The organism is Pseudooceanicola sp. DL12 (assembly GCF_056270665.1).
In genome coordinates this window covers 355,367-380,976 of record NZ_CM149884.1, presented here as the reverse complement: position 1 = coordinate 380,976, position 25,610 = coordinate 355,367, and the positions used below count along the sequence as shown (strand labels likewise).

The following is a 25,610-nucleotide window of genomic DNA, read 5'->3' as shown; positions in this document are numbered from 1 at the left end:
CAATTGTCGCGGGCAGGCCCGCGCCAGCCTCCGGCGGGGATATTTCCAACAGGGAAACAGCCAGGGGCGCGCAGGTTTCAGGAGCGGTTCGCTTGACATTCGGCGCCCCTGACGCGACCAGTTGGGCGACCCAGAGTGAGAGGCAGCCCATGACCGACAAGACCCTGCTCCGCGCCCTTCGCGGCGAGACCCTGCCGGTGCCGCCGATCTGGATGATGCGCCAGGCGGGCCGTTACCTGACGGAATATCGCGCCACCCGCGCGCAGGCCGGGGACTTCCTGTCGCTCTGCTACAACCCCGAACTGGCCGCCGAGGTGACGCTTCAGCCGATCCGCCGCTATGGTTTCGACGCGGCGATCCTCTTTGCCGACATCCTGCTGCTGCCCCAGGCGCTCGGGGCCGACCTTTGGTTCGTCACCGGCGAGGGGCCGCGCCTGTCCACCGTGACCACCCAGGGCGATTTCGACGCGCTGAAGCCCGCGTCGGAGGTGCACGAGGTGCTCTCGCCGATCTACGAGACGGTGAAGATCCTGGCGCGGGAGCTGCCGGAGGAGACCGCGCTGATCGGTTTCGCCGGTGCACCCTGGACCGTGGCCACCTACATGATCGCCGGCCGCGGCACGCCCGATCAGGGCCCGGCCCATGCGCTCAAGGCCGAGAACCGCGCGCTCTTCGAAGCGCTGCTGGAGCGGCTGACCGAGGGCACGATCGAATACCTGTCGAAGCAGGTCGAGGCCGGCGCCGAATGCGTCAAGCTCTTCGACAGCTGGGCCGGATCGCTCTCTGGCGAGGATTTCGACCGCTATGCACTAGAGCCCGCGAAACGCATCATCGCCGAGCTGAAGGCGCGCCACCCTGGCCTGCCGGTCATCGCCTTCCCGCGTGAGGCGGGCGAGAAATACGTCGGCTTTGCGCGTGCAACAGGCGCCGACTGCGTGGCGCTCGACAATTCCGTCGCCCCGGAATGGGCTGCCGCAAATGTACAGGCCGACGGCTGCGTGCAGGGCAACCTGGCGTCGTCGCACATGGTAACGGGTGGCGAGGCCCTGGTGGCCGAGACGCGCCGGATCGTCGAGGCCTTCCGTGGCGGGCCGCATATCTTCAACCTGGGCCATGGCATCACGCCGGACGCCGACCCGGAAAACGTGCAGCTGATGATCGACACCGTCCGCGCCATGGCGCCGGCGGACTGAGCCGTACCCGGGTGGCTGCCCTCAGGGCAGCCCCTCCATGGCATTGTCGAGCATGCGCCGGCGCTTGATCTGAACGTTCAACGATCCGCCGAGCAGCGCCAGGAAGGCCGAGACGTAGAGCCAGAGCAGCATGGCCACCGCCGCCCCAAGAGAACCGTAGACCTGGTTGTAGTTCGAGAAATTCGCCAGGTAGACCGAGAAGCCGAACGAGACCAGACCCCAGAGCGAAGCCACGAGAACCGCCCCCCAGGTCAGCCAGCCGTCGCGGTCGTTGCCCTTCTGGTTCGGGCCATAGCGATAGATCAGGGTCAGCCCGACAAAGATCGCCCCCAGGGCCGCGCCCCATTGCGCCGCCTGCACCAGCAAGGCCGAGAGCCCGTGCAGCGGCACGAAGCTGAGGATCAGCGGGATGATCACGACCGAGGCCAGGGCGATGATCCCCACCCCGATCAGGGCAACGGTGATCACGATGGCAAAGAGATAGTGCAGCACGCTGCCACGCCGGTTCGATCCGTGGATCAGGTTCAGCCCCAGGATCATCCCCGCCACGCCCGACCGCGAGGACCAGAGCGCAAGGCCGAGGGAAATCACGCTGGTCCAGGTCAGCGTGGTGGTGTTCGAGCTCAGCGCGATCACTTGCGCCTCGACGATGTTGAACACGGAATCGGGCATGATGTCCTGCAGCAGCTGCAGCTCTTCCAGCACCACGTCCGGATCCGAGAACAGCCCCCAGAGCGAGATCAGCGCGGCCAGCGCAGGAAACATCGCCAGCATGCTGTAGAAGGCGACGCCGGCCGAGATCAGGGTCATGTTGACCTGCCCGATCTGACGGATCACCGCCGTGATGATCTGGAACATCATCTTCATGCCTGTGCGAGATCCTTCTGCGAACGCGTTCGAAGGGACTCTACCCGCCTCGCCTCCGGATAAAAGCGATGGCGCCCCTCCGCGAGGCATTTCCGCCGGGGGCGCTGCATTCCTGCACCGCGACAGCCTGTCGCGCGCGCATCGTCATCCCGCTCACCACCGCCGCGGTCCACAAGGGGGCCGGGCCCGGGCGGTCAGATCCACTTTGCCAGCGGCGGCAGCGACATCAGCACCGCGTTGGCATCATGGCCGGTTTGCAGCCCGAATTTCGTGCCCCGGTCATAGACCAGGTTGTATTCCGCATAGAGGCCCCGGTGCACCAGCTGCGCCTCCTTGTCGGCCTCGCTCCACACCGTCTCCCGCCGCTTGTCGACCAGCGGCTGATAGGCCGGCAGGAAGGCCTGGCCCACGTCGCGGATGAAGGCGAAATCCGCGTGCCAGTCGCCCGAGCAGTGATCGTCGAGGAAGATCCCGCCGACACCGCGCGCGCGCTTGCGGTGGGGAATATAGAAATACTCGTCCGCCCAGGCCTTGAACCGCGGATAGAAAGCCGGGTCGTGGCGGTCGCAATGTGCCTTCTGCACGGCGTGGAAATGGGCGGTATCCTCGGCATATTCGATGCAGGGGTTCAGGTCGGACCCGCCACCGAACCACCAGCCATGCGGGGTCCAGAACATCCGCGTGTTCATGTGCACCGCCGGCGCATGGGGGTTCTGCATATGCGCCACCAGGGAAATGCCGCTGGCCCAGAAGCGCGGATCATCCTTCATCCCCGGCAGGCCCTTGCGCGCGGCCATGCTGGCCTGCGCGGCCTCGCCCAGCACCCCATGCACGGTCGAGACGTTCACGCCCACCTTCTCGAAGACGCGGCCACCGCGCATCACGCTCATCAGCCCGCCGCCGGCATCGCTGCCGTCCTCGCTGCCGTCCTCGCTGGCGCGCTTCGTCTCTGTCACCTCGAAACGGCCGGGCGCCATGTCGGAGAGGGGCCCCTCGGATTGGGCATCTTCCAGCCCTTCGAAGGCCGCCACGATCCGATCCCGCAACTCCCGGAACCAGGCGCTTGCCTGCGCCTTCTCCGCTTCCATCGTCGTGGCCGTATCCGCCATGGCGGGCTCCTTCATTCATCTTTCCACAAATACGTCCGGGGGAATCGCGCCGCGCGCGATGGGGGCAGCGCCCCCTGCCCGGCCCGCCACGGGCGCCGTCAGAACGCCCTCAGTGCGCAGGTGCCGCAACCGGGTCCAACAGGGTGCGCCCGCCGTCCACCGTCATGATCTGTCCGGTCATGAAGCTCGAGGCCTCGCAGACCAGGTATTGCACCGCCTCGGCCAGCTCGCCCGGAGGGGCAATGCGGTTCAGCGGCGTGTGATCCTCGATGTCCTCGCGGAAATCGCGGTTGTCCTTCAGCGTCGCCTTCAGGCTCGAGGACATCACCGAGCCGAAGGCCACGGCGTTCACCCGGATGCGATAGGGCGCAAGCGCCACCGCCAGGCTGCGGGTCATCTGGTCAAGCGCCGCGGTCGAGACGGAGAAGGCCATCAGGTCCGGGTGGGTCCGCCGGGCGGCGATCGACGACAGGTTCACGATCGCGCCGGCCTGGCCCTCGGTCTCGCCCTCGCTCTGCTTGATCATCCGCTTGGCAATGGTCTGGCTGACCCGCAGCGCGGTGATCAGGTTCTGCTGCAGCATCGCCTCCACCGCGTCGTCGTCGGGGTTCAGCGGATCCGAGACCACCACCTGCCGCGAGGCGTTCACCAGGATATCCACCTGGTCGAAGGCATCGATCGTGGCCGAGAGCAGGTTGGCGATGGTCAGCTTCTCGCGCAGGTCGCCGGAAAAATAGCGGATGTTGCCATCCTCCACCGCATCGCCCAGCTCTTCCTTCAGCCGTTCCTCGTCCATGTCGGCGAACATCACGTTGGCGCCCTTGTCGGCAAACAGCTTGCCAATGGCCAGACCGATGCCATGAGCGGCACCGGTCACGATGGCCGTCTTGCCCGCGATTGAAAAACTCATGCAAATCTCCCTGGCCGTCCCCTGGCCATCAGATGTTTCTAGCGGCCCGGTTTCCGGCCCGTCTGACGCAGCGGTCCCTCGCCGGTCAGCACCTTGAAACTGCCGTTGCCGGCGATCTCGCGCACGTGGCGAAACAGCTCGGTCATCGTCGTTTCGTAGCCCAGATGCCGGTTCGCCACCAGAAAAAGCCGCCCCGAGGGCTTCACTGCGCCGGCCGCCGCCCGGATGAAGGCGCGACCCAGGTCCGGATCGGCACTGCGGGCGGTATGGAACGGCGGGTTCATCACCACTGCGTCCAGGGCCTCGGCCGGGCGCCAGCCGCGGGCATCGGCCCAGGTGAAGGAAGCACGTGCATCGCTCACGTTGCGCCGCGCACAGTCCAGCGCAGCGTGATCGGCCTCGACCAGCTCCAGCGCGCGCACAGCCTCGTGCGCCTTCAGCAGCTCCGCCGAGAGATAGCCCCAGCCGGCGCCAAGATCCGCCACGCGGCCCTTCAGCTTGGCACCCTGCAACGCCTCGACCAGCATGGCCGAAGCCGGATCGATCCCGTCGGCCGAGAAGACCCCCGGCGCGGTGACATAACCGCCGGCAACCTCTCCGGGCCGACCGGCCCAGTCGGCAAAGGCGCAGCCGTCATCATGGGCGCTGAACCAGAAGAGCTTGCCATGCGCCTTGTTCACCGGGCCGGTGACCGTGGCGCGCTTGCGGCATTCCTTCAGCATGCTGTCGATGCCGTCGTCCTTCTGGCCGTCCAGGATCACCGGGCCGTCCGTCAGGGTCACCGCCTGGGCCACCAGGGCACGCGCCTCGGCCTTGGCCCGGGTCATGCAGACGAGCACGGCCGCGAAATCGCCCTCGGGCGTCACGGCGCAATCGTATCCAAGCGTTTTGAAATGATCGAAGTCGGGGCGGAAACCGGTGATCACCTGCACGCGCGGCATGGGCAGCGCCGACAGGTCGGCCCCCTCGCGCGGTGCAAGAACGGCAATCCGGCCCTCTTCGGGCAGGGTCAGGCCGCCCCCGTCGAGGGCGAGCGGCAAACGCGCAGCTGTCATGCGGCGCCTATTCCTTTTCCATGGTGCATTGCAGCGGATGCTGGTGCTTGCGGGCGAAATCCATCACCTGCGCCACCTTGGTCTCCGCAATCTCGTGGCTGAACACGCCAACCACCGCGACGCCCTTCTTGTGAACCGTCAACATGATCTCGAAGGCCTGTGCGTGGTTCATGTGGAAGAATTGTTCCAGAACCATCACCACGAATTCCATCGGAGTGTAATCGTCGTTCAGCAGAAGGACCTTGTAGAGCGGCGGCCGTTTCGTTTTCGGCCGCGTCTCGACGACGATGGATGCATCGCCGTCGTCGTCATCCTTGTTCGTCATGAGTATTGGCCGCAGGTTCGTCATCGCGCTCATCTGCCCATCGGGGCAATCTGGTGTTTCGGGGTCGGAGCGTTCTATATAACGTTCCCAGCTTGCCATGGAAGGCCCCGACGGAAAAGGCTTCGCGGAAATGACGCAAAAAATCACGACAATCGCCTTCGATGCGGATGACACATTGTGGCACAACGAGCGTTTCTTCGAGCTTACCCAGGAGCGATTCGTCGAACTTCTGCGTGATTTTTCCGAACGCGATCACCTCGAGGGGCGCCTGCTGGCGGCCGAGCGGCGCAACCTCGGGCACTACGGATTCGGGGTAAAGGGCTTCACCCTCTCAATGATCGAGACCGCGATCGAGGTCACCGAGGAGCGCGTGCCCGCCGCCGTCATCCGCCAGATTGTCGAAGCCGGCCAGGAGATGCTCTCGCATCCGATCGAGCTGCTGCCCCATGCGCGCGAGGCCGTCGAATCGGTCGCCGGCAGCCACCGCGTGCTGCTGATCACCAAGGGCGACCTGCTCGATCAGGAGCGCAAGCTGGCGCAATCGGGCCTCGGGGATCTCTTCGACGGGGTCGAGATCGTCTCGGACAAGACCACCCCCGTCTACGAACGGATCTTTGCCCGTCACGGCGAGGGCGCCGCGCAGGCGCTGATGGTGGGAAATTCGATGAAGTCCGACGTGCTGCCCGTGATCGGGGCCGGCGGCTGGGGAATCTTCGTGCCCCATGGCCGTGTCTGGGCCCTGGAGCACGCCGACGCCCCCGCCGAGGGCAGCGCCGATGCCCTCCGCTTCCGCGAGATTCCCGATCTTGGGCAGTTTTCCGCCCTGCTGGAGGAGATCGGCGGCTGAGCGGCTCCACCCCTGGCCCGCAAAACAAGGGCATCGCGGCAAGGAAACGACGCGAATTTCGCCGCCAGGCGTTGCGCGCGCGCCACGGCTGCCGCGGAAATTGTACCGGACCATTGGCCGGTCTTGTATGTGGCCGCCCGGACATCACCACATGTGCCAAGCGTTAAGAAGTCCTTACAAAGCCCTGTGATACAAGGGGTTTCAGGGGCTTTGCGGAAAACGCCCCCTGTGCTATCGTGCCGTCAACAAAATTGTCAGTCGGATAACCGGCGGCACAGAGGCAGATCCGTCGAACTCCCTCGGCGGGACGAGGCAAAGGTGAGAGACGTGGTTGAGCGGCAGATTTTCCTGCCCTCGCAGAAGCGCATGCTTCTTCGTGGGCTGATCCCGGCAGTACTGATCCTTGTGTTCATCGCCCTGGCAGCGGTGCCGGGACGCGCGGCCCCCTATGCAGAGCTGGTGATGGATGCCCGGACCGGAGAGATCCTCCGATCCCGCAATGCCGACGCCCGGCTGCACCCGGCCTCACTGACCAAGATGATGACGCTCTACATCGCCTTCGAGGCGGTCGAAAACGGCGAAATCTCCCTGGATTCGATGGTGACGGTCTCGGCCAACGCCGCTTCGGAACCGCCCTCCAAGCTGGGCCTGCGCCAGGGACAGCGCATCAAGCTGCGCTACCTGATCCGTGCCGCCGCGGTGAAATCGGCCAATGACGCCGCCACTGCCATCGGCGAGGCAATCGAGGGCTCCGAGAGCGCCTTTGCCGCCCGTATGAACCGCACCGCAAAGGCCCTGGGCATGACGAAGTCGCATTTCGTCAACGCCAACGGCCTGACTGCGGACGGGCACCTGTCGTCGGCCCGCGACATGGGCACCATGGGCCGTCACCTCTTCTTCGACTACCCGCAGTACTACAACATCTTCTCGCGGCGCTCGACCGATGCCGGCGGCACCACCGTCTACAACACCAACCGCAAGTTCCTGGCCGCCTATCGCGGCGCCGACGGGATCAAGACCGGCTATACCCGCGCCTCCGGGTTCAACCTGGTGGCCTCGGCCGAACGCGGCAACGTGCGGATCATCGGTGTCGTCTTCGGCGGTCAGTCCACGCCCTGGCGGAACAAGCGCATGGCCGAGCTGCTGGACATCGGTTTCCAGCGTGCGCCGGCCAATGCCCGCACCATCAAGCCGCCGAAACCGAACTATGCGCCCTCCGATCCGCTGCTGATGGCCGGCAAGTCCAACAACATGGTGCGTGCGCCGAGAACCTCACTGCGCCCGGCCGCGCGCCCCGGCACCGAGCCCTTCGTGGTGGCCGAGGCCGAGCCCATCCCCGGTATCGCCGAAGGTGACCAGGATGTGCCCCCCAGCCCGCAGGAGCAGGCCGAGGCCGGCTCGCCCATTTCGGACGAGGTGCTGATGGCCGCGCTGCAGACCGCGCCGGCGCCCAAGCCCCCGGTCTCGTCCTATACCCGGATCAAGCCGGTGGCGCGGCCCAGCGACCTGCTGGCGCAATTCCCCAAGGCGGCGCCCGCCAACACCAATGCCGCCCCCGCCGCGGCCACGGCCAGCGCCGCCCCCGCGGTGGCAGAGGCCGCAGCGCCCGCTGATCCCGATCTCGTCACCCGGATGAGCGCCACGACGGACACGCTCTGGGGCGTCAACGTCGGCCGCTACGGTTCCCAGGGCGCGGCAGAGCGCGTGCTGCTCACCACCGCCCTCTCCGAGATCGAGACGCTGGAGGGCGCCGACCGCTCGGTGGTGCGTGGCAAGACCGGCTTCGACGCCAATTTCACCGGCCTCACGCATGATGCCGCCGATCGCACCTGCCAGCGCATGAACGCGCGCAACATGACCTGCTTCATGATCGGCCCCGACACCTGATCGCGGCCGGATATCCCGAACAAGAAAGGGCGCCCTCGACGGGGCGCCCTTTTCCTTTGCATCATCACCACCTTGGCGATCAGTCCGCCTTCGGGTGGTTGTCCCATTGATCCGAGAGGATCCGCTGGCTGTTGCCTTCGGGGTCATCGTACTGGTTCGTGCGAACCGTGATGACGAAGAACACCAGCCCCAGTCCCCCGAGGAACAGCGAGATCGGAATGAGCCAGGCCAGTACTTCCATTTTGCTACCTCAGCCGTAGTGCGTTCAGCGACACCGTGATCGAGCTGGCCGACATGGCCAGGGCCGCGATCAGCGGGGAACAGAGCCCCGCAACCGCCAGCGGCACGGCGATCACGTTGTAGAAGGTCGCTATGCGGAAGTTTTCACGGATGCGCCGGGTCGCGCGAGAGGCCGTCGTCAGGGCCTCGGGAATGGGCGACAGGTCGCCGCCCAGCAATACGATATCGGAGGCAACCCGCGCAGCGTCCAGTGCCGAAGCGGGCGAAATGCTGACGTCGGCGGAAGTCAGCGCAGCCGTGTCGTTCAGCCCGTCGCCCACCATCAGCACCTTTGCCCCGGCCTCCTGCAACGCGCCGATTCGCGCTGCCTTGTCGCCGGGCAGTGCCCCCGCGGTCCAATCCTCGATGCCCAGCCGCGCGGCCAGCGTCCGCACCGCGCCCTCGGTATCGCCCGAGATCAGCACCACCCGGCGGCCGGCCTTCAGCAGGGCGGCAACGGCCTCTTCAGCGCCTGGCCGCAGGCTGTCGGCGAATGTCAGGGCGCGGCCCGGAGCCTCTCCGACCTGCAGCCAGGCCGCGGTGGCCTCTCCCGCAATTCCGCCGGTCCATTCCGCCCGCCCCAGGCGCACCCGCGTTGCGTCCAGCTGCCCCTCGGTGCCGTATCCCGGCACCTCGCGCAGCTCCATCACCGCCGCCGGGGCGATGCCCCGCGCGCGCAGTGCCCGTGTCAGCGCGGCGCTCAGCGGATGTGCCGATCCCTCGGCCAGCGCCAGAGCGAGCGCCAGCGTCGGCGCGTCGAAGTCGTCGAGGTTCACCGGCTCGGGCGTGCCCGCCGTCAGCGTGCCGGTCTTGTCGAAGACGACGGTATCCACCAGCGCCAGCCGCTCCAGAGCCGTCTCGTGCTTGATCAGCATGCCGCGCCGGAACAGCCGGCCAGAGGCCGCGGTGGTCACCGCCGGCACCGCAAGGCCCAGCGCGCACGGGCAGGTTATGATCAGCACCGCAGCGGCGATGTTCAGCGCCACGCGCACGTCACCGGTATAGAGGAACCAGCCGACAAAGCTCAGCCCAGCCAGGATATGCACCCCCGGCGCATAGAGTTTCGCGGCGCGGTCTGCCAGCGAGGTATAGCGCGAGCGCCCGCTCTCGGCGATGGCGACAAGGTCGGCCATCCGCGCCAGCGAGCTGTCGCGCCCCACGGCGCTGGCCCGCACGGTCAGCGGCCCGGTCAGGTTCACTTCGCCCGCGCTCACCCGCTGCCCGGGATGCGCCGCCACCGGCAGCGTCTCGCCGGTCAGCAGGCTGCGATCCAGCTCCGAGGCCCCCTCGATGATCTCGCCGTCCACCGGCATCCGCCCGCCCGGCCGCACCAGGACCAGGTCGCCCACGGCAACTTCCGCGATGGGCAGCTGCACCTCGGCGCCGTCCCGCAGCACGATGGCCCGCGGCACCTCGAGCGCGGCCAGCTCCTCGGCCGCGGATCGCGCCACGGCCCGGGTGCGGTGGTCGAGGTAACGGCCCGCCAGCAGGAAGAAGGTCAGCGTCAGCGCCGCGTCGAAATAGGCCTCCTCGCCCGAGAGGGCGGTTTCCCAGAGCGATGTCACCAGCGCCAGAAGGATCGCGAGCGAGATCGGCACGTCCATGTTCAGGTGCCCCGCCCGCAGCGCCTTCCAGGCATTGCGGAAGAAGGGCTGCGCACAAAAGGCAATGGCCGGCAGGGTGATCGCCGCGCTGATCCAGTGGAACATGTCGCGCGTCGCCGCATCCGCCCCGGACCAGACCGAGACCGACAGCAGCATGACGTTCATCGCGGCGAATCCCGCCACCGCCAGCCGCATCAGCAGGTCGCGGCCCGCCTTGTCGGTCGCGGTGGCGGCAATGGTGCCGGCATCAAGCTCATGCGCCTCGTAGCCCGCCGCCTCGACCGCCTGCACGAGATCGCCGGCCTCGACACCGGGCGCGGCCTTCACCTGTGCGCGTTTCAGCGTCAGGTTGACCCGGGCATCCCTGACGCCGGGCTGCCGTTTCAGGGCACGTTCCACCGTGTCGATGCAGGCCGCGCAATGGATGCCGGGCACCGAGAGCACCAGCGTCGCGTCCTTCAGGTTGCGCGCGGCGATCTCCTCGGCCGAGGGGGCCGCGATACAGGCCGGACAGGCAGCGATCGGTACGGTTTCAGCCATCTGCCTCGCTCCGGTTCAATGTTCCACGTGCAGGTTGATGCGCTGGATGAACTCCGTGCCGTCCTCGGCAATCGCGGTCACCCGCACGATCCACTTGCCCCCCCCCAGGGTCAGCGGCGCCTCGTAATGATCGACGTTCCAGGCAAAGACCGGAGAGGTATCGTCGGCGGCGCGGGTGGTGCGCCCGATGATGGCCGACAGCTCCTTGGCACGCACCGGGTTGCCCTCGGGATCGGTGATCGTCAGGTGCACCATGCTGTCCACGTCATCGGCATAGATCGTCCAGCCCAGGCGCTGCTGATCGGCCAGCCGCCGGTCGAACTCCTGGCTGGCGACATAGGAATTCTTGACCTCCAGACCCGGGAAGGTGGTGATCGCCTTGGTGGCCATGATCACGTTGACCGTGATGATCACCGCGAAGGCGCCCACGAAAATGCCCAGCACATGCCAGCCGTTCAGGCGAAAGCCGCCCCGCCCCGGTGGTGTTTCCTGTGTATCGACCATCAATGGGCCCTCCCGTTGAACACGGTTTCCTTGCTCGCGGTCTCGCCGCTCAGCGTATCCTCCACCGTCAGGAGGAAATCGGTCGCCTCGGCCTCGGCCGGGGCGCTGTCTGCCGGCGCCACCACGTAGACGCGGGCCAGCCATGCGGTATCGGCCGGCACCGGCACCACGTTGTCCGGGCTGCCCTCGACCTCGACGGTCAGCCCTGTCGCCGGGTCCACACTAAGCTGAAATGGCCGTTCTTCGCCATGCTTGTTGCGCAGGCGCACGTCGTAGACGTTGCGGATCGAGCCGTCGGACATGGTGATGTAGGTCGGATTGCGCACCGGCGCGACGGTCATGTCGATGTCGCCGCGGATCAGCAGGGCCACCACCAGGCCCACGCCCACCAGCGACCACATCGTGGTATAGACGAGGGTCCGAGGACGGAAGACGTGACGCCAGATGTTGCGCGGTTCCTTTCCGGCGCGCTCGGCCTGCTCGTCGGTCAGCGCCATGTAGTCGATCAACCCGCGCGGCTTACCGATCTTGGCCATCACGTCGTCGCAGGCATCGATGCAGAGCGCGCAGGTGATGCAGGCAAGTTGCTGACCGTCGCGGATGTCGATTCCCATCGGGCAGACGTTGACGCAGGCGTTGCAGTCGATGCAGTCGCCCAGCGTCTCCTTCTCGGGGATCGCCCCGCCCACGCCCTTGGGCATGCCCGGCATCGGCACGAAGGGCACCTGCGGCGCCTCGACCTTTGGTCCGGCTGCGCGCTGCGTGGCGGTGGCGGCATCGGCCTTTTCCTGCATTTCCTTGCGGCGACGATGCTTGCCCCGCGGCTCGCCACGCCATTCGCGATAGGCCACGGTGATCGTGTCCTCGTCCATCATCGCCGCCTGGATCCGCGGCCAGGGGCAGGCATAGATGCAGATCTGCTCGCGGGCAAAACCGCCAAAGGTAAAGGTGGTCAGCGTCAGCACCAGCACGGTGATATAGGCCACGGCGGCGGCCTGCCCCGTCAGCAGGTCGACCAGCAGCGTCGGCGCATCGGCAAAGTAGAAGACCCAGGCGCCCCCGGTGGCCAGCCCGATCAGGAACCAGGCGGTCCATTTGGTCAGCCGCAGGCGCACCTTGCGCGCATCCCATTTCTTCTGCCGGTGCAGGCGCAGGCGGGCATTGCGGTCGCCCTCGATCCAGCGCTCCACCAGGATGAAGAGATCGGTCCAGACGGTCTGCGGGCAGGTATACCCGCACCAGACCCGCCCCAGGGCCGAGGTGAACAGGAACAGCCCCAGCCCCGCCATCACCAGCAGCCCCGCGATGAAGTAGAATTCATGCGGCCAGATCTCGATCCAGAAGAAGAAGAACCGGCGGTTCGCCAGGTCCACCAGCACCGCCTGATCCGGCAGCTCCGGCCCGCGGTCCCAGCGGATCCAGGGCATCAGGTAGTAGATCCCCAGGGTCACCGCCATGATGACCCATTTCAGGTTGCGGAATTTGCCCGAGACACGGCGCGGAAAGATCGGTTCGCGCGCCTCGTAGAGCGGTTCTGGTTCGGTAACTGACACGGGCTTGACTCGCTTATGCTTGGCTGGGGTCAAAAGTCGTTCTGGCAGCACCACCCTAGCGAAACCTTGACCTGTATCAATTGCGACATTCGTTACCTATCTATTCTGCCGCATATGTTGCCGCAACGCGGCGTCACCCTCCTGAAATGGAATGAAATCCCCTGTTCCCCGGCGGTTAGCCAAACAGGGCCGTCGCGCAACCGCGCATTGTCTCACGCGTCGGTGACTGCGGCACCCTGTCGCCCCTGTCCGCGCACCCAGGCGCGGAAGTCGCGCGCCACCGGGCGCAGGTGCGTCGGGTTCCAGACCAGGTAGTAGCCCTTCTTGCGACTGTCCTCGTAGAGCAGCCGCAGCCGCCCCGCGGCCAGGTCCGCCTCGACGAAGGCCCGCGCGATCACGGCCACCCCGCGGCCATCGCGCGCCGCATCCAGCATCAGGTTGCCCGGCAGCGAGGTCACGCCCTTCGAACGGTCGAGTTCCCGCCCGTGCCATTCCAGGAACTCACTGGCCTCGTTGGTGCCCAGCTCCTGTAGCCAGTGATAGCCGGTCAGGTCACCGGGCGCGATCTCGCCGCAATCGCCCACCAGGTCCGGCGCCGCCACGATGGCAATCGGCGTATCCAGGAGCAATTCCGCCTCGAGCCCCGGCCACTGGCCCGCGCCATAGCGCAGCCCAAAGTCGGCCCCGTTCGGCCCGATCTCCTGCAGCACCGGCGTCGGGTCGAGCATCAGCGACAACCCCGGGTGACGCCGCTGGAAATCCGCCAGCCGCGGCATCAGCCAGGAAGAGGCGAAGGCCGGCGTGGCAGTCACGGTCAGGGGCCTGTCATCGCGCAGCCCGGTCAGCCGTTCAATCACAGCTTCAATGGCCGACATACCGCCCAGCACGGCATCGGCCAGCTGCCGCCCCTCCTCGGTCAGAGAGAGCTGCCGTCCGCCCCGCGCCACAAGGGGCACCCCCAGATGCGCCTCCAGCGCCTTCAATTGCTGGCTTATGGCAGCATGGCTGACGTTCAGGCGCGCGCCTGCTTCGACGGTAGTGCCCGTTTCACCGAGAGCGGCCAGGGCGCGCAATGCGCTCAGCGGGGGGAGGGATGTCCAGTTAACCATGTAAGCCAGGCTAACATGGGTTGAATCTTCCTGAATAGGGGAATTTGCCGCGCTGGCGTAAACCTCTTGTCAATCAGAACGCGATATGCGGCGCCAAACACACCACTGGGTTCAGCGCCTCGCATCGCCCCAAGCCAAGGAGAACGGACATGATCAACATTTTCGCAGAGCTCTTCCGCACCGCCAGCATGACCGACATGGCGCATGGCCCGCGCCGCAACCCGCAGCACGATGCCGAGCCGCGCCCGCGCCTGCAGGCACCCGAGCGGCGCATCGCCAACCCTGCCCCCAGGGACTGATACGATGGACCCGATCCTCTATCGTCCCCGGGACATGCTCCGGGACCGGGCGCAGGATCTGGCACCGACGGATCTGGACGCCCGGGGCCGCCACCCCGATGGCCGCCCCTACAACGACCGGGTGCCAATGCGCCTGCGGGCCGCACGCCCGCGCCGCGCCCCCCGCAGCCTCTGGCAAGACATGGTGGACTGGTTCACCCCGTGACCTGACACCATGAACCCCCGCCCATGGCCCGGGCGGGGGTTTTTGTCGTGTCGGTCCAGTCGTGGCTGCGGCCCATGCCCGGGCCGCGCCCGATCAGCCGTCCGATCAGCTTGTCTGGCAGAGGGCCGCGGCCGGCATCAGCTCGATCATCTCGCCCGAGGCATCGAAACGTGCAGCCACGGTCAGGTGATCCTCGGCGCGGGCATTGCTGCCCAGGCGCGCCGCCATCGACTCTTCGGGATAATCCGGGCTGACATAGAGCGCCACATTGGCGTCCTGGCCAGAGCAGCTCGCGGTCTGCGGCACCAGGCCCGCGGCGGCCATGGTCTCTTCCACTTCGGCCTTGTCGGCCTCGGCGCCCAGAACGTCTCGCACGGCGGCGATCAGCGTCGGATCGCTGTTGTAACGACGCCAGTTCAGCACTTCGCCGCGGGCGGTGAAATCGCTGTCGTCATAGCTGATCTCCACGGCGGCATTGGTGATCTTGTCGTTCTCGGCTTCGAAGACCACGAAGAACTGGGTGCTGTTGCCACCGCTCACGCAGTCCTGGAAGGCGGCCAGGTGGGTCAGCACGCCGTTGTTCTGATGCGGGTTGCCGGCAGCATCGTAATAGGTCTCGAAGGTGGTCGGGCCCATGACCGTCCAATCGGCTCCGAATGCCTCCGTCACCTCCGACAGCGGGCCCCCGACAAAGAAGGCCTTGGCGCTCCGGGTCAGCTCGGCGCGGTCGGAGCCGGAAGCCTGGCAGATCGAGTCGAAACCGGTATCGGCATGGGCGGCACCTGCGGCGCCCATGACCATGAGTGCAATCGCGGAGAGGGAAGGGACTGTGCGTTTCAAGGGGACATCTCCGAAAAGTTAACTGTTGGTTAACATTCAGATGGAGGTTGTGAAGAGTCGTCAACCGGATTGCATACATTTCGGTGCGGAAAAGTTGCACAGCCGGTGTTGCACGCGCCATTTGAGAGTTTTTCCGGGCAGTAAATTGTACGCACAGACACGAAAAGGGTCGCGCCGTCAGACGGTTGGCCCTTGAAAAGATGTACCGAAAATGTGGATTATTGGTGCACCGGCCAGCTCAGGAAACGCGCGAACAGGACGAGCCGGCCGGTGCGAACCCCGCCTGCGGCAACAGGCGGGGATCTCTTTTGACGGGAACTTACTCGCCCCCGCCCAATTGGTGCACATAGGTGGCGACGGCGCGGATCTGGGCCTCGCTCAGGCGCGGCGCCCAGGTCGGCATCACGCCAAAGCGCGCACCGCTGACGGTTTCGTGCAGCGTGTCGAAGTCACCGCCATAGAGCCAGATCGCGTCGGTCAGGTTCGGCGCGCCCTGATCGCGGTCGCCGGTCCCGGCCTCGCCGTGGCAGCTTGCGCAGTTCTCGGAGAAGACCACCGATCCCTCTTCCACCAGGCTCGCATCCTGCGGCTCGCCCGACAGCGACATCACGTAGTTGACCACGGCGTCGATCTGCTCGTCGTCCAGCAGCTCATCGGTGCCGAAGGCGGGCATCTGGCTGTAGCGGGCATCCATGTCATCCTCGTTCCGGATGCCGTGGGTGACGGTATAGTGGATGTCCTCGATCGTGCCGCCCCAGAGCCAGTCGTCGTCCAGCAGGTTGGGATAGCCCACCGCACCGGCCGCGCCGGACCCGTGGCACTGCGCGCACCAGGTCTTGAAGACCGCAGCCCCCGCGGACACCGCGTACTGGTTCAGCTCCGGATCCGAGGCGATCTCGTCCAGCGGCACCGAGGCCAGCTGCTCGTTGATCTGGGCATTGGCCGCGTTTGCCCGGTCGATGTCCTGCTGCACCTCGGCGCGGGTCGAAAAGCCCAGCACCCCCGGCGTCGCCTTGGAGACCAGAGGCCAGGCCGGGTAGAGGATCGTGTAGATGACACCGAAGATGATCGTGGCGTAGAACACCCATAGCCACCACCGCGGCATGGGGGTGTTCAGCTCTTCGATGCCGTCCCAGGAATGGCCCGTCGTGCCATATTTTTCTTTAAGATCTTCACTCATATCCCTTACGCCTCCTTCTCGGAGCGTTTCGCCTCGGCGGGCTTGGTTTCATGGCGGAACGGAATGCTGGCCGTGTCGCGATAGGTCTTGCTCGCGCCCGGGCGGAACACCCAGAGGACCACGCCGGCGAAGAACATGAACATCGCCAGCAGCATCCAGCTGTCTGCAAAGAGCCGTGTCAGCGAGTAGGTATCCATGGCGGGCCTCCCTTACCGGCTGGCGTCGGGAATGAAGGTCGAGAAATCGACCAGCGTCCCGAGCATCTGCAGATAGGCGATCAGGGCGTCCATCTCGGAAATGCCCGGTTCGCCGTCGAAATTGCGGACCTGCGCCTTGGGATAGCGCACCAGCAGCCCGTCGATGTCGCCGTAGGGATCGACCTGGGCGTAGAAGTCGTTCTGCGCCTCGTCCAGCATCTCCTGCGTATAGGGCACGCCGACCACCGCATTGGCCTTCATCACGTCCTCGACGTATTCGCCGTCGATCATCCGGTCCTTCAGGAAGGCATATTTCGGCATCACCGATTCCGGCACCACGCTCTCGGGATCGCTCAGGTGATCCACGTGCCATTCGTCGGAGTAGCGCCCGCCGACCCGGGCCAGATCCGGCCCGGTCCGTTTCGACCCCCACTGGAACGGGTGGTCGTACATCGACTCTGCTGCCAGAGAGTAGTGCCCGTAGCGTTCCACCTCGTCACGCATCGGCCGGATCATCTGGCTGTGGCAGAGATAGCAGCCCTCACGCACGTAGATGTTGCGCCCCGTCAGCTCCAGCGGGGAATAGGGGCGCATGCCCTGAACATCCTCGATGGTGTTTTCCAGGTAGAACAGCGGCGCGATCTCGACGATGCCGCCGATCGTCACCACGAAGAAGGAACCGGCCAGAAGCAGGGTGGCGTTCTTCTCGATGAACTTGTGTTTGTCCAGGATACCCATGATTTCGGTTCCTTATTCTGCCGGGACCAGGCCGTCGGACGTCTCGATGGCCGGCGACCGTTTGACGGTCAGGTAGAGGTTGATGACCATGATGATCCCGCCGACGAGGTACATCGTCCCGCCGAGGCCACGCACGATGTACATCGGGTGGGCGGCAGCAACGCTGTCGGCAAAGGAGTTCACCAGGAAGCCGTTGGCATCGGTTTCACGCCACATCAGGCCCTGCATGATCCCCGACACCCACATGGAGGCGGCGTAGAGAACGATCCCGATGGTGGCGAGCCAGAAGTGCCAGGACACCATCGAGAGGCTGTAGAGCCTTTCCCGCGCCCAGAGCTTGGGCACCAGGAAGTAGAGGGCGCCGAAGGTGATCATGCCGTTCCAGCCGAGGGCACCGGAGTGCACGTGGCCGATGGTCCAGTCGGTGTAGTGCGACAGGGAGTTCACGGCGCGGATCGACATCATCGGGCCTTCGAAGGTCGACATGCCGTAGAAGCCGATGGCGATCACCATCATCCGGATCACCGGGTCGGTGCGCAGCTTGTCCCAGGCCCCAGAGAGGGTCATCAGGCCGTTGATCATGCCGCCCCAGGAGGGCATCCACAGGATGATCGAGAACACCATGCCCAGCGTCGAGGCCCAGTCGGGCAGCGCGGTGTAGTGCAGGTGGTGCGGACCGGCCCAGATGTAGAGGAAGATCAGCGCCCAGAAGTGGATGATCGACAGCTTGTAGGAATAGACCGGGCGGCCGGCCTGCTTGGGCACGAAGTAGTACATCATGCCCAGGAAGCCTGCGGTCAGGAAGAAGCCCACGGCGTTGTGGCCGTACCACCACTGGGTCATGGCGTCCTGCACGCCGGCAAAGGCCGACACCGACTTGCTGCCCCAGATGCTCACCGGCACCGCAAGGTTGTTGACGATATGCAGCATTGCAATCGTGACGATAAAAGCCAGGTAGAACCAGTTCGCCACATAGATGTGCGGCTCCTTGCGCTTGATGATCGTGCCCAAGAACACCGCCAGGTAGGCCACCCAGACGATCGTCAGCCAGATGTCGATGTACCACTCCGGCTCGGCATATTCTTTCGACTGAGAGGCGCCCAGAACATAGCTCAGCGCCGCCATGACGATGAAAAGATTGTACCCCCAGAACACGAACCAGGCGAGATTTCCGCCCCAGAGGCGTGCAGCCGAGGTGCGCTGGACCACATAGAACGAGGTCGCGATCAGCGCGTTTCCGCCGAATGCAAAGATCACCGCCGACGTGTGCAACGGGCGCAGGCGACCAAAGTTCATGTACCCTTCGGCCCAGCCGAAGTTGAGCTCGGGAAAAGCCAGCTGGAAGGCGATGAAAACCCCGGCAAGGAAGCCGACAATGGCCCAGAAGGCGGTGGCGACCACGCCAAAGCGAATCACACCATCCATGTATTCGCCTGAGTAATCAATTGGTTGCACATCATCGTCGGTGCCCCGCAGCACCCAGATGAAAAGACCGGCAGAGATGACCATCACTAGAAAGAAGTTCACCATATAGGCCGTATCGCGTGCATAGTTGACGGCAATGGCCGCCAGCAGCGTAATCAACCCAAGTACGATCAGCTTGGTTGCGTTTATCATTTCGCGTCCCTTTGTCCGTCCCGCCCGGAGGGGTATCCCCCTCTCCGCATCAAGAAATTGTGACAGGCTTGCTTATTGCTGCCACGGGTAGCCAATGCCTTGATCTGTATCAACAGCGGTTCATGCGTTGATTGACCAAGATCAATGTCGTGCCATTACACACACGGTAAAGTCATCTTATCACAAGACAGCGCAGGAGGCTTCCCAATGGCCTACAAATCCATCCTTACGATCCTGACGAACAAAGAGAATGCAAAATCTCTGGTTGAGCAGGCCGCCACCATCGCATCGCTTCACGACGCGCATCTCGACGTCCTCTGCCTCGGCGTCGATCGGACGCAAATCGGCTACTACTATGCGGGGGCGAATGCCGTCGTGCTGCAGGAAGCCATCGACAAGGCCGGCGAAGATGCCAAGGCACTGGAAGCCATCGCCACCCAGGCTCTGACCGGCGCGACGATTCGCTGGGCCACCGACACCGACGTCGCCCAGCTTGGGGATATCGGCCGTCACCTCTCCTGGCGCGCCCGGTTTGCCGACGTGGTCGTGCTGCCCAAGCCCTACGGCGACGACAAGGGGGCCGAGCTGGAGCCCGTGATCGAGGCCGCGCTCTTCGAAGGTCAGGCCCCCGTGGTCGTCCTGCCGATGGACAAGCCCTTCGAGAAGGAGCCGGGCACTGTGCTGATCGCCTGGAATGAAACCCCGGAGGCACTCTCGGCCGTCCGCGCCGCAATGCCCGCGCTGCAGCGCGCCGCCTCGGTTCATATCGTGGTGATCGATCCGCCGGCACACGGCCCCGACCGTTCCGATCCCGGCGGCATGCTGGCCACCTGGCTGGCCCGTCACGGCGTCTCGGCCGAGATCGAGGTCATTGCCAAGTCGATGCCCCGGATCTCCGACCAGATCTGCCGCCATGCCGAGGACGTCCAGGCCGACATCGTGGTGATGGGCGCCTATGGCCACTCGCGCTTCCGCGAAGCCATCCTGGGAGGCGCCACCCGCCACATGCTGGAAGGCAGCAACCTGCCGATCTTCATGGCGCATTGATCCGGTCGGAGCACCGACCGTTCAGCACCGCGTCAGGGGCGGGTCTCTTCGGAGGCCCGCCTTTTTCATGGCCCCGACCTGGCGCTTGCGACCACTGCCCCTCTCCGGCTGCGCCTGTCGCCTGCGGCGGGCGGGTCAGGAGGGGCGCTGCCCCTCCCGGGCCTGCGGCCCTCCCTCCCCGGGATATTTCCGGCCAGATGACAGGAGAGCTCCGCCGCTCCTTCATCTGGCCGGAAATATCCCCGCCGGAGGCATCGGGCCGCGCCCGCGCGGCCCGATTTCGCACCGTCGTGTTACCGACGCGATACCGACGTAATACCGACGTTGGAATCGGGCGTTTTCAATGGGTTCGAAACATTCCCGATCCCGAATGTCTGTAAGTGAAAAGGCCCCTCTCGGGGCCTGGTTTTCCTGCACATCTCCACGTAGAATGGCCGGTCAGGCCAGCATGCCACCGTCGTTGTCGTCCCCGGCCTCTTCCAGCAGGCGACCGAAATCCGGCACGGTGATATGGCGCTTGCCCTGAAGTTCGATCACGCCGTCCTTCTTCAGCGCGCTGATCTGCCGGCTGACGGTTTCAAGCGTCAGCCCCAGGTAATCCGCCATGGCCTCTCGGGTCAGGGGAAGGTCGAAGGTCAAGGGCCCCTCGGGACTGTCCAGGTGCAACGTCGCGTCGCGGCGGGCGATGATGGCCAGAAGCGAGGCAATCTTCTCTCGAGCGGTCTTGCGCCCCAGCACCAGCATCCATTCCCGCGCGGCATCGAGCTCGTCCAGGGTCATCTGCAGCAGTCGCTGGGCGATATGCGGCGTCTTTTCCATCATCTGCTCGAAGGGCTTCTTGCGGAAGCAGCACATCACCAGGTCGGTCGTTGCCACCACGTCATAAGCGGCCCCGTCACGTCCGGGGCGGCCGACGAAATCACTCGGCAGCAAAAGGCCGACCATCTGGGTGCGGCCATCCTCCATTGTCTGGGTCAGCGTGGCGATGCCCGACACGACCGAGCCCACGAAATCCATCCGATCGCCGGACCAGACGACGGACTGCCCCGCCTCGAAGCTTCTGTAATACTTGATTTCTTCCAGTGCGGCCAGTTCATCGGCGTCGCAACGGGCACAGACGGCACGGTGCCGGATCGGGCAACCGCTGCAATCATGCAGATCGATGGTCAGGTCAGAATGCAGCATGTCCACTCGCGCGGTTGATCTGGGTCAATGACGTTTTTCGGAGTTCCGGTAAACACTAATCCCATGGTCATGAAAACGCAACTTGCCCGCCTGGGTCTCTTTGACGCCAAAGTGCCGCGTTATACGAGCTATCCCACGGCCCCTCATTTCTCCGATGCCATCGGCCCGGCCAACCATGCTCAATGGATCTCGGCCATCCCCGAAGGCAGCGAGATTTCCCTTTATGTTCACGTGCCCTTCTGTCGGTCGCTCTGCTGGTTCTGCGCCTGCCGCACCCAGGGCACCAAGAGCGAGGATCCGGTGCGCGCCTACCTGAAGGTGTTGCTGTCGGAACTCGATCTGCTGAAGGCGCAGCTGGCGCCCGGCGTCACCTTGTCGCGGCTGCACTGGGGCGGCGGCACGCCAACCTTGCTGACGCCTGCCATGATGGAGACGCTGGCCGGTGCCATTGCAGAGGTCGCGCCCTTTGCGCCCGATGCGGAATTCTCGGTGGAAATTGACCCGAACGAGGTCGATGACGCGCGGCTCGCCGTGCTCTCGGCCGCAGGGATGAACCGGGCCTCCATCGGCGTGCAGGATTTCGATCCCGCGATCCAGGAGTGTATCGGCCGCCGACAGAGTTATGAGCTGACCCGCGACGTGATCGCGGCGATCCGGGGCCATGGCGTGCACAGCCTGAACGCCGACATCCTCTATGGGCTGCCCTACCAGACCCCTGAAAAGATTACCGAAAGCGTGCAGAAACTGCTCTCGCTCTCGCCGGATCGCGTGGCGCTCTACGGCTATGCGCATGTGCCCTGGATGGCGCGGCGGCAATCGATGCTGCCGTCCGAGGCCCTGCCCACGCCCACCGAGCGGCTGGATCTCTTCGACGCAGCGCGGCGGCTGTTCCTCTGGGACAATTACGCCGAAATCGGGATCGATCACTTTGCCCTGCCGACCGACGGCCTGGCCACCGCCCAGAAGGCCGGCACGCTCAGGCGCAACTTCCAAGGCTATACCGATGATCAGTCCGACGTGCTGATCGGGGTCGGGGCCTCTTCGATCTCGCGGTTCCCGCAGGGATACAGCCAGAACAACGCTGCAACTTCGGCCCATACCGCCGCCATCCGCAAGGGTATGTTCTCCACCGCACGCGGCCATGCCTATTCCGGTGATGATGCCATGCGGGCCCGAATCATCGAGGCGCTGATGTGCGATTTTCAGGTCTCGACGGCCGAAATCACGGAGAACTTCGATATAACGGCTCCAGCTCTGACCACCCTCTTCCGCGAGGTTGCCGGCCAGTTTGAAAACCTTATGCGCGTGACCGAAGCAGGCTTTTACATTCCGGAGGAAGCCCGCCCCCTGACCCGCATGGTCGCCCGTGGGTTCGACACCTACGACGGTGCGCGGGCCAGGCATTCCTCGGCGATCTGAGCCGGAAAGACCTGCGGCGCCGCGCGTTTACACGCCGGCGCCGTTTCTCATGTTCCCTGTCCGTCAGTGATCGAGCGCCGCGGCAAAGAGCTGCTGCGTATAGGCCTCGCCCGGATTGTCAAAGACCTGATCCGCGGGCCCCTCCTCCATCACGTCGCCGTGGCGCATGACCATCACGCGGTGCGACATCGCCCGAACGACCTTCAGGTCGTGGCTGATGAAGAGATAGGCCAGCCCATATTTCTGCTGAAGCCGGCGCAGCAGATCGACGATCTGCACCTGCACCGTCATGTCCAGCGCCGATGTCGGCTCGTCCAGCACCACCAGTTTCGGGCGCAGGATCATCGCCCGCGCGATCGCGATCCGCTGCCGCTGCCCGCCCGAAAACTCATGCGGGTAGCGATGCATGGCCGCGGGATCGAGCCCCACCTCGACCATGACCTCGGCCACCAGCTCCTTGACCGGGCGCATGTCGTCGATCTTGTGGATGCCGAGCCCCTCGGAGATGATCTGTTCACAGGTCATCCGGGGGCTGAGCGACCCGTATGGATCCTGGAAGACGATCTGCATGTCCTTGCGCAGGTGTCGCAGCTGGGCTGTCGACATCTTTCGGATGTCCTGCCCGGCGAAACTGATCCGTCCCTCCGAGCCGATCAACCGCATCAGCGCCAGGGCCAGGGTCGTCTTGCCAGATCCACTCTCGCCGATGATACCCAGGGTCTCGCCCGCATGGACGCTCAACGTGGCATCATTCACGGCCTTCACGTGGCCCACGACCTTTTTCATGAGCCCGGCCTTGATCGGGAACCAGACCCGCAGATGTTCGGCCTCTAGCACCACGGGCGCCTCTCCCTTGACCGGATCCGGCACGCCGGTCGCCGCGGCCGAGAGGAGCTTTCGGGTGTACGCATGTTGCGGATCGGCGAAGATCCGTTCCGTCGGCCCGGTCTCGACGATCTCGCCGTCCTTCATCACATAAACCCGGTCGGCAATGCGGCGCACGATCCCAAGATCATGGGTGATGAAGAGCAGCCCCATGTTCTCGCGCGCCTTCAGATCGGCCAGCAGTTCCAGGATCTGCGCCTGGATCGTCACGTCGAGTGCCGTCGTGGGCTCGTCCGCGATCAGCAGTCCGGGTCGGTTCGCCAGGGCCATGGCGATCATCACCCGCTGCCTCTGACCGCCGGAGAGCTCGTGCGGATAGGCCGTAAGCCGGCTCTCCGCATCGCGGATTCCCACCTGCTCCAGCAACTCGATCGAGCGTTGCCGGGTCTCGCTGGTGATGATCCAGTCGCGCCACTTGCTGGCCAGGAAGACCTTGCCCAGCCAGATAACGAAGGTCAGCGCCGCAGCCAGCAGGATTGCCACGATCACCTGCGGCACCGCCACCTGGAAGAACTCCGGCAGGAAGTCCCAGCTGGGCTCGTTCGGCGCGGTCTCGACATAGGCCGCATAGGCTCCGATGAAGGCAAAGAAGACCGCCACGCCCACGAAGAAGGGCCGCGCGGCAAACCCCATCCAGCTTTCCAGAAAACGCTTGGTCCGCCCACGGCCCTTAAGGCCCTGGTGCAACGCCATGGTTTCGGCCAGCTGCTTCTCGATCGTATGCAGCGGGTTGAGCGAAGTCATCGGCTCTTGGAAAATGAAGCTGATCTCGTTGCCGCGGACCTTGCGCAGGCGCTCCTTGTCCGCACCGACCATCTGCTGGCCGTCATAGGTGACACTGCCCGACACCTCGGCGTTGTCGCCCAGAAGCGATACCGTCGAGAGCGCCGAGACGGATTTGCCCGAGCCGCTCTCCCCCACCAGCGCGACGGTCTCGCCCTTGTCGACATCGAAGCTGACGCCCTTCACCGCTTCATGGCGCTTGCCATCCTGCCGGAAGGCGACACGAAGACCCCTGACCTCGAGAATACTCATTTGAACGTTTTCCTCGGGTCGAAGGCATCGCGAACGCCTTCAAAGATGAAGACCAGCAGCGAGAGCATAACGGCGAAGACGACGAAGGCCGTGAAGCCCAGCCAGGGCGCCTGCAGGTTCTGCTTGGCCTGCAGGGTCAACTCGCCCAGCGACGGCGCCGAGGACGGCAGGCCGTAGCCGAGGAAATCGAGCCCCGCGAGAGTGGAGATTGCGCCGGTGACGATGAAGGGCGCCATGGTCAGCGTGGCAACCATCGCATTGGGCAACATGTGGCGGAACATGATCGTGCGGTTCGACACGCCGAGCGCCTTTGCAGCCCGGACATACTCCAGGTTCCGCGCACGCAGGAATTCCGCACGCACGACCCCCACAAGTGCCATCCAGCCAAAGAGCACGGTCAGGAAGACCAGAAGCCAGAAACTTCGCCCGACGATCGAGAACATGATGATGATCACGTAGAGCGACGGCGTGGCAGACCAGATTTCGATGATCCGCTGGAACAGCAGGTCGACCCAACCGCCGAAATAGCCCTGCACGGCGCCAGCCACGATGCCGATCAGCGAGGAAAGCACCGTCACGATCAGCGTGAAGAGAATGGACAACCGGAACCCGTAGATCACGCGGGCCATGACATCGCGCTTGGTGTCATCGGTGCCCAGCCAGTTCTGGCGGCTGGGTGGTAGCGGCGCTGCCCCGGGACGATCCACCGGACTGTCGTAGGAATAGGGAATGATCGGCCAGATGGTCCAACCCTTCTCGATCTCCTCGCCGTCGACAACACCGTCCTGTGCATCTTCCAAGATGCCCTCGGGATCATCGAAGCAGGCATCAAGCCCGCCGCTCTCGATCAGGCATTCCACTTCCGGATCGCGATAGATCGCCTCGGTCTGGAAATCGCCACCGAACTGCGTCTCGGGATAGAACTTGAAGATCGGCATGTAGTAGTCGCCGCGATAGTTCACCAGGATCGGCTTGTCGTTGGCGATGAACTCGGCAACCAGCGACAATCCGAAGAGCACCGTGAAGATGATCAGCGACCAGAAGGCCCGCCGGTTGCGACGGAAATTGCGCCAGCGCCGCTGGTTCAGCGGCGAGAGTCTGCGGGCGGATTGCGCCAGTTCCTCGGAAACCGCCTCGCTTTCATGACCGGGCTGGATGGGCGCCTGTGGATCCTTCATCGC

25 protein-coding genes are annotated in these 25,610 nt (G+C 65.0%); 7 read left to right on the top strand and 18 right to left on the bottom strand.

Annotated features, from left to right (window positions below; genetic code table 11):
* Positions 1-149: 149 nt before the first annotated feature.
* A complete protein-coding gene (hemE, locus tag AC0WR5_RS01815) occupies positions 150-1,193 on the top strand; it encodes a uroporphyrinogen decarboxylase (RefSeq protein ID WP_475866403.1) in 1,044 nt (347 codons plus the stop codon).
* A gap of 21 nt (positions 1,194-1,214) precedes the next feature.
* Here hemE and AC0WR5_RS01810 read toward each other — a convergent pair whose 3' ends face one another.
* The 5 genes from AC0WR5_RS01810 to clpS all read right to left on the bottom strand — a co-directional run bounded on the left by AC0WR5_RS01810 (position 1,215) and on the right by clpS (position 5,459).
* The gene (locus AC0WR5_RS01810; protein ID WP_475866401.1) at positions 1,215-2,060 is read right to left on the bottom strand and encodes a YihY/virulence factor BrkB family protein; all 846 of its coding nucleotides are present in this window, start codon (positions 2,058-2,060) and stop codon (positions 1,215-1,217) included.
* A gap of 194 nt (positions 2,061-2,254) precedes the next feature.
* Positions 2,255-3,184 carry an oxygen-dependent coproporphyrinogen oxidase gene (gene hemF, locus AC0WR5_RS01805; protein ID WP_475866399.1) on the bottom strand — a complete coding sequence of 310 codons (930 nt, stop codon included), beginning with the start codon at positions 3,182-3,184 and terminating at the stop codon, positions 2,255-2,257.
* A gap of 94 nt (positions 3,185-3,278) precedes the next feature.
* A complete protein-coding gene (locus AC0WR5_RS01800; protein WP_475866397.1) occupies positions 3,279-4,079 on the bottom strand; it encodes an SDR family NAD(P)-dependent oxidoreductase in 801 nt (266 codons plus the stop codon).
* Between the two features lie 38 nt (positions 4,080-4,117).
* Positions 4,118-5,134: a class I SAM-dependent methyltransferase gene (locus AC0WR5_RS01795; RefSeq protein ID WP_475866395.1), complete on the bottom strand. Its 1,017-nt coding sequence runs from the start codon at positions 5,132-5,134 to the stop codon at positions 4,118-4,120.
* A gap of 7 nt (positions 5,135-5,141) precedes the next feature.
* Positions 5,142-5,459 carry an ATP-dependent Clp protease adapter ClpS gene (gene clpS, locus AC0WR5_RS01790; RefSeq protein WP_475866393.1) on the bottom strand — a complete coding sequence of 106 codons (318 nt, stop codon included), beginning with the start codon at positions 5,457-5,459 and terminating at the stop codon, positions 5,142-5,144.
* A 130-nt stretch (positions 5,460-5,589) separates the two neighbouring features.
* Here clpS and AC0WR5_RS01785 point away from each other — a divergent pair, with 130 nt between their 5' ends.
* The gene (locus AC0WR5_RS01785; RefSeq protein ID WP_475866391.1) at positions 5,590-6,306 is read left to right on the top strand and encodes an HAD family hydrolase; all 717 of its coding nucleotides are present in this window, start codon (positions 5,590-5,592) and stop codon (positions 6,304-6,306) included.
* A 366-nt stretch (positions 6,307-6,672) separates the two neighbouring features.
* Complete coding sequence (locus tag AC0WR5_RS01780) at positions 6,673-8,193, top strand: D-alanyl-D-alanine carboxypeptidase family protein (protein WP_475868860.1); 1,521 nt, start codon at positions 6,673-6,675, stop codon at positions 8,191-8,193.
* A gap of 79 nt (positions 8,194-8,272) precedes the next feature.
* Here the strand turns inward: AC0WR5_RS01780 and ccoS are convergent, their stop codons facing one another.
* The 5 genes from ccoS to AC0WR5_RS01755 all read right to left on the bottom strand — a co-directional run bounded on the left by ccoS (position 8,273) and on the right by AC0WR5_RS01755 (position 13,782).
* Complete coding sequence (gene ccoS / locus AC0WR5_RS01775) at positions 8,273-8,434, bottom strand: cbb3-type cytochrome oxidase assembly protein CcoS (protein ID WP_475866390.1); 162 nt, start codon at positions 8,432-8,434, stop codon at positions 8,273-8,275.
* A gap of 4 nt (positions 8,435-8,438) precedes the next feature.
* On the bottom strand, positions 8,439-10,616 hold the full coding sequence (locus tag AC0WR5_RS01770; RefSeq protein WP_475866388.1) for a heavy metal translocating P-type ATPase: 2,178 nt from the start codon (positions 10,614-10,616) through the stop codon (positions 8,439-8,441).
* Between the two features lie 15 nt (positions 10,617-10,631).
* The gene (locus AC0WR5_RS01765; protein WP_475866386.1) at positions 10,632-11,120 is read right to left on the bottom strand and encodes a FixH family protein; all 489 of its coding nucleotides are present in this window, start codon (positions 11,118-11,120) and stop codon (positions 10,632-10,634) included.
* Positions 11,120-12,673 (bottom strand): cytochrome c oxidase accessory protein CcoG, encoded by a 1,554-nt coding sequence (gene ccoG, locus AC0WR5_RS01760; RefSeq protein WP_475866384.1) that lies wholly within the window; start codon positions 12,671-12,673, stop codon positions 11,120-11,122. Before ccoG ends, AC0WR5_RS01765 begins: the two co-directional genes overlap by 1 nt.
* Before the next feature lie 212 nt (positions 12,674-12,885).
* On the bottom strand, positions 12,886-13,782 hold the full coding sequence (locus tag AC0WR5_RS01755; protein ID WP_475866382.1) for a LysR family transcriptional regulator: 897 nt from the start codon (positions 13,780-13,782) through the stop codon (positions 12,886-12,888).
* A gap of 149 nt (positions 13,783-13,931) precedes the next feature.
* On the opposite strand from AC0WR5_RS01755, the gene AC0WR5_RS01750 reads away from it, so the two are divergent.
* Together AC0WR5_RS01750 and AC0WR5_RS01745 are read left to right on the top strand one after the other, a co-directional pair.
* Positions 13,932-14,081 (top strand): hypothetical protein, encoded by a 150-nt coding sequence (locus AC0WR5_RS01750; RefSeq protein WP_475866381.1) that lies wholly within the window; start codon positions 13,932-13,934, stop codon positions 14,079-14,081.
* 4 nt (positions 14,082-14,085) lie between these two features.
* Positions 14,086-14,286, top strand: a complete 201-nt coding sequence (locus tag AC0WR5_RS01745; RefSeq protein WP_475866380.1) for a hypothetical protein — start codon at positions 14,086-14,088, stop codon at positions 14,284-14,286.
* 105 nt (positions 14,287-14,391) lie between these two features.
* Here AC0WR5_RS01745 and AC0WR5_RS01740 read toward each other — a convergent pair whose 3' ends face one another.
* From AC0WR5_RS01740 to ccoN, 5 genes are all read right to left on the bottom strand, one after another.
* Complete coding sequence (locus tag AC0WR5_RS01740) at positions 14,392-15,126, bottom strand: hypothetical protein (protein WP_475866379.1); 735 nt, start codon at positions 15,124-15,126, stop codon at positions 14,392-14,394.
* Between the two features lie 319 nt (positions 15,127-15,445).
* Positions 15,446-16,306 (bottom strand): cytochrome-c oxidase, cbb3-type subunit III, encoded by an 861-nt coding sequence (gene ccoP / locus AC0WR5_RS01735; protein ID WP_475866377.1) that lies wholly within the window; start codon positions 16,304-16,306, stop codon positions 15,446-15,448.
* 5 nt (positions 16,307-16,311) lie between these two features.
* Entirely contained in the window at positions 16,312-16,503 is a 192-nt protein-coding gene (locus AC0WR5_RS01730) for a cbb3-type cytochrome c oxidase subunit 3 (protein ID WP_475866375.1), read from the bottom strand.
* A gap of 12 nt (positions 16,504-16,515) precedes the next feature.
* Positions 16,516-17,241, bottom strand: coding sequence for a cytochrome-c oxidase, cbb3-type subunit II (gene ccoO, locus AC0WR5_RS01725; RefSeq protein WP_475866373.1), 726 nt, complete (start codon positions 17,239-17,241; stop codon positions 16,516-16,518).
* A 12-nt stretch (positions 17,242-17,253) separates the two neighbouring features.
* A complete protein-coding gene (gene ccoN, locus AC0WR5_RS01720; protein ID WP_475866371.1) occupies positions 17,254-18,858 on the bottom strand; it encodes a cytochrome-c oxidase, cbb3-type subunit I in 1,605 nt (534 codons plus the stop codon).
* 207 nt (positions 18,859-19,065) lie between these two features.
* Here ccoN and AC0WR5_RS01715 point away from each other — a divergent pair, with 207 nt between their 5' ends.
* Positions 19,066-19,905, top strand: a complete 840-nt coding sequence (locus tag AC0WR5_RS01715) for a universal stress protein (protein ID WP_475866370.1) — start codon at positions 19,066-19,068, stop codon at positions 19,903-19,905.
* Between the two features lie 438 nt (positions 19,906-20,343).
* On the opposite strand, the gene fnrL is transcribed toward AC0WR5_RS01715, so the two are convergent.
* Entirely contained in the window at positions 20,344-21,090 is a 747-nt protein-coding gene (gene fnrL / locus AC0WR5_RS01710; RefSeq protein WP_475866368.1) for a transcriptional regulator FnrL, read from the bottom strand.
* Between the two features lie 63 nt (positions 21,091-21,153).
* On the opposite strand from fnrL, the gene hemN reads away from it, so the two are divergent.
* Positions 21,154-22,509: an oxygen-independent coproporphyrinogen III oxidase gene (gene hemN, locus AC0WR5_RS01705; protein WP_475866366.1), complete on the top strand. Its 1,356-nt coding sequence runs from the start codon at positions 21,154-21,156 to the stop codon at positions 22,507-22,509.
* 63 nt (positions 22,510-22,572) lie between these two features.
* Here the strand turns inward: hemN and AC0WR5_RS01700 are convergent, their stop codons facing one another.
* A complete protein-coding gene (locus AC0WR5_RS01700) occupies positions 22,573-24,429 on the bottom strand; it encodes an ABC transporter ATP-binding protein (RefSeq protein ID WP_475866364.1) in 1,857 nt (618 codons plus the stop codon).
* Positions 24,426-25,607: an ABC transporter permease gene (locus tag AC0WR5_RS01695; RefSeq protein ID WP_475866362.1), complete on the bottom strand. Its 1,182-nt coding sequence runs from the start codon at positions 25,605-25,607 to the stop codon at positions 24,426-24,428. Before AC0WR5_RS01695 ends, AC0WR5_RS01700 begins: the two co-directional genes overlap by 4 nt.
* Positions 25,608-25,610 lie beyond the last annotated feature (3 nt).

What these genes read in the sequence shown, in the direction of transcription:
- AC0WR5_RS01765 (WP_475866386.1), bottom strand. Translation starts at nt 11,120, where the DNA reads ATGGTCGATACACAGGAAACACCACCGGGGCGGGGCGGCTTTCGCCTG.
- ccoS (WP_475866390.1), bottom strand. Translation starts at nt 8,434, where the DNA reads ATGGAAGTACTGGCCTGGCTCATTCCGATCTCGCTGTTCCTCGGGGGA.
- AC0WR5_RS01695 (WP_475866362.1), bottom strand. Translation starts at nt 25,607, where the DNA reads ATGAAGGATCCACAGGCGCCCATCCAGCCCGGTCATGAAAGCGAGGCG.
- AC0WR5_RS01730 (WP_475866375.1), bottom strand. Translation starts at nt 16,503, where the DNA reads ATGGATACCTACTCGCTGACACGGCTCTTTGCAGACAGCTGGATGCTG.
- AC0WR5_RS01810 (WP_475866401.1), bottom strand. Translation starts at nt 2,060, where the DNA reads ATGAAGATGATGTTCCAGATCATCACGGCGGTGATCCGTCAGATCGGG.
- hemN (WP_475866366.1), top strand. Translation starts at nt 21,154, where the DNA reads ATGGTCATGAAAACGCAACTTGCCCGCCTGGGTCTCTTTGACGCCAAA.
- AC0WR5_RS01800 (WP_475866397.1), bottom strand. Translation starts at nt 4,079, where the DNA reads ATGAGTTTTTCAATCGCGGGCAAGACGGCCATCGTGACCGGTGCCGCT.
- AC0WR5_RS01780 (WP_475868860.1), top strand. Translation starts at nt 6,673, where the DNA reads ATGCTTCTTCGTGGGCTGATCCCGGCAGTACTGATCCTTGTGTTCATC.
- fnrL (WP_475866368.1), bottom strand. Translation starts at nt 21,090, where the DNA reads ATGCTGCATTCTGACCTGACCATCGATCTGCATGATTGCAGCGGTTGC.
- hemF (WP_475866399.1), bottom strand. Translation starts at nt 3,184, where the DNA reads ATGAAGGAGCCCGCCATGGCGGATACGGCCACGACGATGGAAGCGGAG.
- AC0WR5_RS01750 (WP_475866381.1), top strand. Translation starts at nt 13,932, where the DNA reads ATGATCAACATTTTCGCAGAGCTCTTCCGCACCGCCAGCATGACCGAC.
- AC0WR5_RS01715 (WP_475866370.1), top strand. Translation starts at nt 19,066, where the DNA reads ATGGCCTACAAATCCATCCTTACGATCCTGACGAACAAAGAGAATGCA.
- ccoP (WP_475866377.1), bottom strand. Translation starts at nt 16,306, where the DNA reads ATGAGTGAAGATCTTAAAGAAAAATATGGCACGACGGGCCATTCCTGG.
- AC0WR5_RS01795 (WP_475866395.1), bottom strand. Translation starts at nt 5,134, where the DNA reads ATGACAGCTGCGCGTTTGCCGCTCGCCCTCGACGGGGGCGGCCTGACC.
- AC0WR5_RS01755 (WP_475866382.1), bottom strand. Translation starts at nt 13,782, where the DNA reads ATGGTTAACTGGACATCCCTCCCCCCGCTGAGCGCATTGCGCGCCCTG.
- AC0WR5_RS01700 (WP_475866364.1), bottom strand. Translation starts at nt 24,429, where the DNA reads ATGAGTATTCTCGAGGTCAGGGGTCTTCGTGTCGCCTTCCGGCAGGAT.
- AC0WR5_RS01770 (WP_475866388.1), bottom strand. Translation starts at nt 10,616, where the DNA reads ATGGCTGAAACCGTACCGATCGCTGCCTGTCCGGCCTGTATCGCGGCC.
- clpS (WP_475866393.1), bottom strand. Translation starts at nt 5,459, where the DNA reads ATGACGAACAAGGATGACGACGACGGCGATGCATCCATCGTCGTCGAG.
- AC0WR5_RS01745 (WP_475866380.1), top strand. Translation starts at nt 14,086, where the DNA reads ATGGACCCGATCCTCTATCGTCCCCGGGACATGCTCCGGGACCGGGCG.
- ccoO (WP_475866373.1), bottom strand. Translation starts at nt 17,241, where the DNA reads ATGGGTATCCTGGACAAACACAAGTTCATCGAGAAGAACGCCACCCTG.
- hemE (WP_475866403.1), top strand. Translation starts at nt 150, where the DNA reads ATGACCGACAAGACCCTGCTCCGCGCCCTTCGCGGCGAGACCCTGCCG.
- ccoN (WP_475866371.1), bottom strand. Translation starts at nt 18,858, where the DNA reads ATGATAAACGCAACCAAGCTGATCGTACTTGGGTTGATTACGCTGCTG.
- AC0WR5_RS01785 (WP_475866391.1), top strand. Translation starts at nt 5,590, where the DNA reads ATGACGCAAAAAATCACGACAATCGCCTTCGATGCGGATGACACATTG.